Origin of the sequence: Rhabdaerophilum sp. (genome assembly GCF_046092605.1) — a bacterium.
Taxonomy (GTDB): domain Bacteria; phylum Pseudomonadota; class Alphaproteobacteria; order Rhizobiales; family Beijerinckiaceae; genus Rhabdaerophilum.
In genome coordinates, this window is sequence record NZ_JBJTDY010000095.1 from 1 (window position 1) to 6,996 (window position 6,996).

Consider the following 6,996-nt stretch of genomic DNA (forward strand, 5'->3'; position numbering starts at 1 on the left):
GCTTCCGGCGGGCACGGAGATGGTGATGCCGGGCGACAACATCTCGTTCGAGGTTGAACTGATCACGCCGATCGCGATGGAAGAGAAGCTGCGCTTCGCTATCCGCGAAGGAGGCCGAACCGTCGGCGCCGGCGTCGTTGCTTCGATCCAGGATTGATCTGTTTCCGGGCAGGTTGCCGCTCGGAGGGCTTGAAATCGATCAGGGGAGCCCCACGGCTCCCCTTTTCTTTTATGCCAGAGGCAATCCAAGGAGGGATGATCGATGGAACCCGAAATGCGGATGCTCGATCTCTTCCCCCTCGGTTTCGGCCTGGTCGCCCTTGGCCGAAGCTGGGGCCATGTGCCGAAGCCGCCGCCGCCGGAAGCCGAGGCTCGCCGGCTGCTGGAAGCGGCCTTCGAGCTTGGCATCCAGGTCTATGATACCGCGCCGGCCTATGGCCTGAGCGAGGCGCGGCTGGGGGCCTTCCTGAAAAGCCTCACGAAAGAGCAGCGCGAGACGATCTTCATCGCGACGAAATTCGGCGAGCACTGGAATGACGATGGCACCACGCGGGTCGATCATTCCTACGAGGCGCTGATGCGCAGCCTCGACCGCTCCGTGGAACTCCTCGGCGATATCGACCTCTTGCAGGTGCACAAGGCGAGCATGGAGGCCCTGCGCGGCGAGGAACTGCGCTGGGCGCTTCAGGCCGTGCAGGCCATGGATATTCCGCAATTCGGCGCCTCGGTGAGCAACATGGAGGCCGGGAAGCTGGCTCTCGAGATGGGGTTCCACTGGATTCAGATGCCGCTCAACGCGCAGAACCGCGCGCTGGAACCGCTGGTGGAGATCGCCGAGGCGGCAGGAACGCGGATCATCGCCAACCGCCCGCTGGCGATGGGAGCCGCCGTGGCTGACCTCCCGGCGGATGCCCGCGAGCAGCGGGTGCTCGATGCGTTCCGCTATCTGCGGCAGGCCAATCCCTCTGGCCTCGTGCTCACGGGCACCATCTCCGAGGAGCATCTCGTCCAGAACATCGCGGCCTTCCGCGCGGCGGAATGAGGCGGGGGAGGGCGGAGAGCCGGCTTACTCGCAAGCGTCCTGCAGGGGCGTGAGCTTGAAGGTGCCCATGCCGGTATCCTTCACCTTCTTGCCGATCACGTGGGCCTCGCCATCACTGAAAAGCGTGATCTTGCCGTCGTTCTCGCCGATCGCGATGGTATATCGGCCATCGCCGACGAAGCGGGCGCCGCCGCCCGTACCCTGATAGGTATAGGCTCCCCGCGTGCCGCCATCCCACGGCGTCATCTGGAAATTCACCTTGCTCATACCCACCGAGCGCAGGGTGAAGGCGCGTTCGATATCGCAGATCCGGCCCGTAAGCTCGATCGCCTGAACCTTGCCGGAGACCTCGTAGGACTTGATGCAAGTGGCCTGCACCTCGAGATAGCATTCCGGGCAGGCACCGGAGGGGCCGCGCCGCACCTTGGTGCGCTTCTGGCCCATCACGCGCTGGATATCCGCGCCCAGCGCCTCCGCCTGCGCGGTATAGGCCCTGGCCTCGTCAGCGGCGAGTTGGTGGGCCGGGCGTTCCCAGAAGGCATAGAAACCCATCTGTCGGCAGGTATCCGCATGGGAGGCCTCATGCACGGCGAAGGCGCGCGCGATGCCGGCGCATTTCGCACCGGCCTTGAGGCTTTGCTCCATCTTGGCCGGGTCATCCGGCGCGCAGAGATCCTTGCCCTCCTTCTTCCACCGGTTTTCGATGGTCCGGCGCTCGTCGAGGTCCACGACGCGGGTGTCGTTCACCCATTTCCGCCCCGCGGAGATGCCCTTGCCGGATCGGGGATTGTCCTCGTAGGCCAACCGCTCCCGGGCACCCCGCGGGACATAGGGCACACGATCAGGCTCGCCGGGCTTGCCCTCTCTCAACCCGTGTGCGGCGCTGCCTTCGCCCTTGCCGTCCTGGAAGGCGTTGTAATCGCGGAAGGCCTGTTCGTAATCCGAGCCCTTCGGGTTCTGCCCGTATTTCTCGATCAGCGTGCGGGCCTGGATTTCGAAGCGCTGCTTCAGCAGCAGCGCGATAGCCAATTCGGTCTGGATCGCGCCAAGATCCTCGCATTTGCATTCCTCGAGCGCCACCGCCCGGTACGGCACCAGCGAGGCCGCCATCAGCGCAAGACCGAGGAGAACGCGGGGCGAAACCAGGCGTGCCATGATGCCGCGCGCCAAGCCGGTGCATGAAAGGCGTGTCATGAAAGCCCCCTCTTTCAGCATGCAACCGCATGATGCGCAAAGGCCGGGGCATTGCAAGGCTGCGGGGTGGAAAGCGGCGGAGCGCCGCAAATCCGGGCTTGTCTCGCCGGAATCTGTCGCTATAAAACAGCTCGCGCTAGGGGAGTAGCTCAGCTGGTTAGAGTGGCGGTCTCCAAAACCGTAGGTCGTGGGTTCGAATCCCTCCTCCCCTGCCATCGCGCAATTTAAGTCTCTGAAATGTAACTGTTTTTGACGATTGGACCGAATGAGATTCGGTCCGGTTTCGCAACTGGCCGTGCACGATCCTGTCCAGCGGGAGCGTGATGTTTTTCCTTTGCTCTCATGCTTGTCGAAGAGGCGCCGTCTGTTGGTGGCGTCGAAGCTGTCTTTGCGCCGATGGGATTCGCCTGTCTGCCATCCGTTTGGCGGAGCGCCATCCGGCACCCGCAAGATGGTTAGGGCTCGCGTTGAGTATGGAGTCAGAGCGCAGGGCTGGAAATTTGACGAGAGATGTCCTGACCCAACACCTGCGGGATTTTCGCGACCTGTATCCCCGGATGATCGCGCGCCGCGTCGACAAGGCTATCGAGGCTTCCCTGCATAGCACGGCACCCAGGCAGCACGTGCTGAACCAGTGCCGGACAGCACGCATCCATGCGGCCCTTCATGAACCTGAAGCACCCCAAGCTTTTTCGGCGGCTTCGCAGCCGAGTACCTGTCAATGGATGCTGCATCCGTCGCTTCAGAAAGCGGACATTCAAAACCTTACAAGATATCGGGTTCGACCATCTCAGCGCACAGGTCTGGAGCGGAATCCGATCTGATTGAATCAGGCCGTCCGCTCTCATTTCTTGTTGTTTCACGCATTTTCTTCGACCAACCGGTATCCACTGGGTCGGAAAATGCTCTGATGCCGGTCGCGCCGTTGATCGTGACTCAAAGCCTGTCGTCGCTCTCTTTTGGGTGCTGTCCCTCATAAAGGAAGGAGAAGCTGCGAGGCATCGGCCCCTTGTTGCGTTCTCCGCGCGAGGATTGCTCCCAGGCATGGGCCAGAATGCCCACGGCGCGTGACAGGCAGAAGATCCCACGCGCCAGTGGCGGGGGGAAACCGAGTTCGCCGTAGATCACAGCGGTTGCGCCGTCGATGTTCATGGGGATGAGCTTGCCCTTCCGCGCAGCCATGAGAGCCTCAACGGCCCGGGCTGCGGCTGCAATGCGCCCTGTGACCACACCCTTGCCAACCATATCCTCCACAAGGTCGATCAGTCTGCCCGCGCGCGGATCAACCGGATGAAACCGGTGGCCGAAGCCGGGCAAGTATTTCCCATGCGATGCGGTCCATTGGTCAATGATGATGGCGGTCGCAGCATCCAGCGTTTCACCGGTCTCGACGCAGGCGAGAATCTCGAGATAGAGCTCGAGAGCCTGTTGGCCGGCGCCACCATGGACATCATCCAGCATGTTGATGGCCGAGGCCATCGCACCGTTGAGGGGCAATCCACAGCTCACAGCCATGCGGGAGACAGCGATGGAGGGCGCCTGCGGTCCATGATCGACCGAGGCGACGAGCGCCGCTTCGAGCAGGGACGCTTGATGCACCGTGGGCAATTCGCCGCGCAGCATCAGCCAGATCATGGCCGGAAAGGAAACTGAACCGATCAGGTCCTGAACAGGATAGCCCCGGAATGAGATTCTGCCGGGCGATATGTCACAGATGGAGGTCCGCCAGTAGTGAGCGGCCTCGGAGCGCGGATCGTCGTTGCCGGTGCTCATGGCCATGGGTTCATCGGGTTTCGGTCATGAAGACCTTCTGCGCTACCTGCCAGCGTCCATCCACCTTAAGGCAGGAAAGCAGGTCGGTGAAGTATCGCGGCGGAATGGCACATTTGATCTTGAGAAGGGCGAGATCAGGTCCCACCAGATCGATGGCGAGAACATGGTCGTCGCGCTCGAGCCCTTGCCTCTTCGGGGACGGACGCGCGGCGACGCGCTCCAGCCAGGTTTCGCAGGGCGTGATCGATACCTTCCCGTCCACCGCTTGCGTGAGTGCGGATGTCGACAGGAACACCGATCCCAGTTTGGCGGCATCCCCCTCATGCAAGCCATCAAGATAGGTTGCGGCAAGCGCTTCAAGCGCTGCGATATCATTGAGCATGGATCAATCCTTCGGGATGGAGCGGGGCGATTGTCTTTCGGCGGTCGTGGTGGATGCCCGGAGACGGTCGATCGTTTCGGCATCATAGGCCAGCGCCCGAAGCCAACGCTCGGTATCCTGCCCGAGAGCAGGCGGCGGCTCCGGCTTCGCGTAACCCCCATCGATCAGGAATCCGGGTCGCGTGACCCTCATCGGGTGGCCGGCGGATGTTTCGCCATCAAGCTCCTCGACAAAGCGCCGCCCGGTGATCTGCGGCTCGCGCAGAACCTGTGGCACCGTGAGAACCTGGCCGGCCGGCACGCCTCGCGCGTTGAAGAGCGCTTCCCATTCCTCGGCGCCCCTTGCGGCCAGCGCGGCTTCCAGTTCCACCTTCAGCGCGGCGCGGTGAACCTTGCGCGATTGGCGATCCGCGAAGCGCGGGTCGGTCTTGAGATCGGGCCGCCGCACGAGGTCGCAGAGCGTCTCGTATTGCTTCTGCTCGTTGGCGGCGATGTTGAGCGGGCCGGTCGCCGTGCGGAAGGTGCCGGAGGGCGCGGCGGTGAAGTTCTCGTTGCCCATGGGCTCCGGGTCAATCCCGGCATTGAGGTGGTTCGACACCACCCAGCCCATGGCGGCCAAGGTGGATTCCAGCAGCGAGACATCAATCCGGCGACCGCGCCCGGTCATGCGCTGGTCCACCAGGGCAGCGGATATCGCGAAGGCCGCGGTCATGCCCGCAATCGTATCGGAAATCGGAAACCCCGTGCGCAAGGGTGCTGTCTCTGCACCGCCGGTCACGCTCATCGCGCCCGAAAGCCCCTGGACGATCTGGTCATAGGCCGGGCGCCCGGCCCAGGGTCCATCCTGGCCGAAACCGGAGATCGCGCAGGAGATGATCCTGGGGTTGCGGGCCGAAAGCACCTCATGGCCGAGGCCCAGCCGCTCCATCACCTTGGGCCGGAAATTCTCCAGCACCACGTCGCTCTGCTCGACAAGGCGCAGGAAGGCTTCCCTCGCATCGGCGTTCTTGAGGTCGAGCGTGATCGATTGCTTGCCGGCATTCACGGCCACGAAGGAAAGGCCCATCAGGCGCTTTGCCATGTCGGGATCAGCACCCAGCTTCCGGGCGAGATCGCCGCCCTCGGGGTTCTCGACCTTGATCACCTCGGCACCCAGCCGCGCGAGATTGTAGCCGCAGAAGGGACCTGCGAGCACATTCGAGAGGTCGAGGACGCGAACGCCGTTGAGAGGAAGCGTCATGCGCCACCTTCGCCTTGAATGCCGGGCTGTGGTTCCGGCGCGGTCAATTTGTCATGGCCGCTCCTGTTCCCGGCATCATGCCGATTTCAGGCAGAATCTCCACTGATCCCCGCTGAGCAGATTCCCCGGGCCTGTTCTAGGAGAGCAGGGCCATTCGGGTGTGTGAGTGGAGAGGGCAGGGCGAATGAATGACCTGTGCGCAGGTCGAGGCGTGGTTCCTGACGATCATTCGCCGCCTTCGTGCACTCAGTTGCGCCGAGCGCCTTTATAGGAATGCCGTCAAGGAGCTGACCCAGACCAAGATCGATTTGATCAGGCCGATGGGACCAGCATCAGGGGAGAACACCGTCGCCATGCCCGGCATTCCAAGCCTCAACTGCGTCCTGTTCAGGTCCGTCGGAATCGAAATCTGGACCGGATAGGCTCTCGCTCCGCCAATGGCTCCAACGCGCGCCAGGGCTCCCGATACTGCGATCTGCCCCTGGCCGGCAGGTGATTGCTTGCAATCACCGTGAGGCGGAAGATCGCCGAGCTTCTGCGCTCGACCGCCGGCTGGGTCATCAACGACAAACGGGTCGAGCGCATCTGGCGGCGCGAAGGCTTCAAGGTTCCGGCAAAGCAGCCGAAGAAGGGACGGCTCTGGTTGGCCGATGGTTCCTGCATCCGGCTGCGTGCGGAATATCCCAACCATGTCTGGAGCTACGACTTCGTCGAGGATCGCACCCATGAGGGGAAGAAATACCGGATGCTCAACATCATCGACGAGTTCTCCCACGAATGCCTGGCGATCCGGATCGACCGGCGGCTGAAATCGATCGACGTGATCGACGTCCTGTCCGATCTGTTCATCCTGCGGGGCGTCCCTGGCCACATTCGTTCAGACAATGGCCCGGAGTTCGTCGCGAAGGCCGTTCAGAAGTGGATCACGGCGGTCGGGGCCAAGACGGCCTACATCACGCCAGGTTCACCCTGGGAGAACGGCTTCATCGAGAGCTTCAACTCCCGGCTTCGCGACGAATTGCTCGATGGGGAAATCTTCTACTCGCTCGCCGAGGCGAAGATCGTCATCGAAAGCTGGCGGCGCCACTACAACACCGTGCGCCCGCACGGATCGCTCGGATACAAGCCGCCGGCTCCGGAGGTCTTCGTCCCGGCCATGGCCGCACGGGCGGCTGCGCAATCCCATCCAGCTTCGCCGCCCGCGCTGGCGTCGAGGCCGTCAATGCACTAACCCGTCTTATTCATGAGGGGGCTGATTTTGGGTTGGCGGATGTAGCATAACGGTATGATATCGCGTAGGATTTAGCTGTTTACACCGATCCGATCCGCACCATCAACCCCGCCACACCCGCCATGACCGACGATA

The 6,996-nt window shown here is 62.8% G+C and carries 5 protein-coding genes, 1 tRNA gene and 2 pseudogenes; 4 read left to right on the forward strand and 4 right to left on the reverse strand.

Features of this window, described 5'->3' with window-relative positions; genetic code table 11:
- Positions 1 to 157: pseudogene (gene tuf / locus ACKODO_RS07650) on the forward strand (elongation factor Tu); the annotation flags it as partial.
- A gap of 105 nt (positions 158 to 262) precedes the next feature.
- Positions 263 to 1,042 (forward strand): aldo/keto reductase, encoded by a 780-nt coding sequence (locus ACKODO_RS07655; protein WP_408982854.1) that lies wholly within the window; start codon positions 263 to 265, stop codon positions 1,040 to 1,042.
- 24 nt (positions 1,043 to 1,066) lie between these two features.
- Here ACKODO_RS07655 and ACKODO_RS07660 read toward each other — a convergent pair whose 3' ends face one another.
- Positions 1,067 to 2,236 carry a hypothetical protein gene (locus ACKODO_RS07660; protein ID WP_408982855.1) on the reverse strand — a complete coding sequence of 390 codons (1,170 nt, stop codon included), beginning with the start codon at positions 2,234 to 2,236 and terminating at the stop codon, positions 1,067 to 1,069.
- A 138-nt stretch (positions 2,237 to 2,374) separates the two neighbouring features.
- Here ACKODO_RS07660 and ACKODO_RS07665 point away from each other — a divergent pair.
- Positions 2,375 to 2,451: transfer RNA gene (locus ACKODO_RS07665), tRNA-Trp, on the forward strand.
- Positions 2,452 to 3,172: 721 nt separating this feature from the next.
- Here ACKODO_RS07665 and ACKODO_RS07670 read toward each other — a convergent pair.
- From ACKODO_RS07670 to ACKODO_RS07680, 3 genes are read right to left on the reverse strand one after another with little or no spacing between them, the layout of a single operon-like run.
- Positions 3,173 to 4,015 carry a citryl-CoA lyase gene (locus ACKODO_RS07670; RefSeq protein ID WP_408982856.1) on the reverse strand — a complete coding sequence of 281 codons (843 nt, stop codon included), beginning with the start codon at positions 4,013 to 4,015 and terminating at the stop codon, positions 3,173 to 3,175.
- A gap of 4 nt (positions 4,016 to 4,019) precedes the next feature.
- Positions 4,020 to 4,391 carry a nuclear transport factor 2 family protein gene (locus tag ACKODO_RS07675; RefSeq protein WP_408982857.1) on the reverse strand — a complete coding sequence of 124 codons (372 nt, stop codon included), beginning with the start codon at positions 4,389 to 4,391 and terminating at the stop codon, positions 4,020 to 4,022.
- A 3-nt stretch (positions 4,392 to 4,394) separates the two neighbouring features.
- Positions 4,395 to 5,630 (reverse strand): CaiB/BaiF CoA transferase family protein, encoded by a 1,236-nt coding sequence (locus ACKODO_RS07680; RefSeq protein ID WP_408982858.1) that lies wholly within the window; start codon positions 5,628 to 5,630, stop codon positions 4,395 to 4,397.
- Positions 5,631 to 6,147: 517 nt separating this feature from the next.
- Between ACKODO_RS07680 and ACKODO_RS07685 the strand changes: the two are divergent.
- A pseudogene (locus ACKODO_RS07685) lies at positions 6,148 to 6,861 on the forward strand (IS3 family transposase); the annotation flags it as partial.
- Between the last annotated feature and the right edge of the window lie 135 nt (positions 6,862 to 6,996).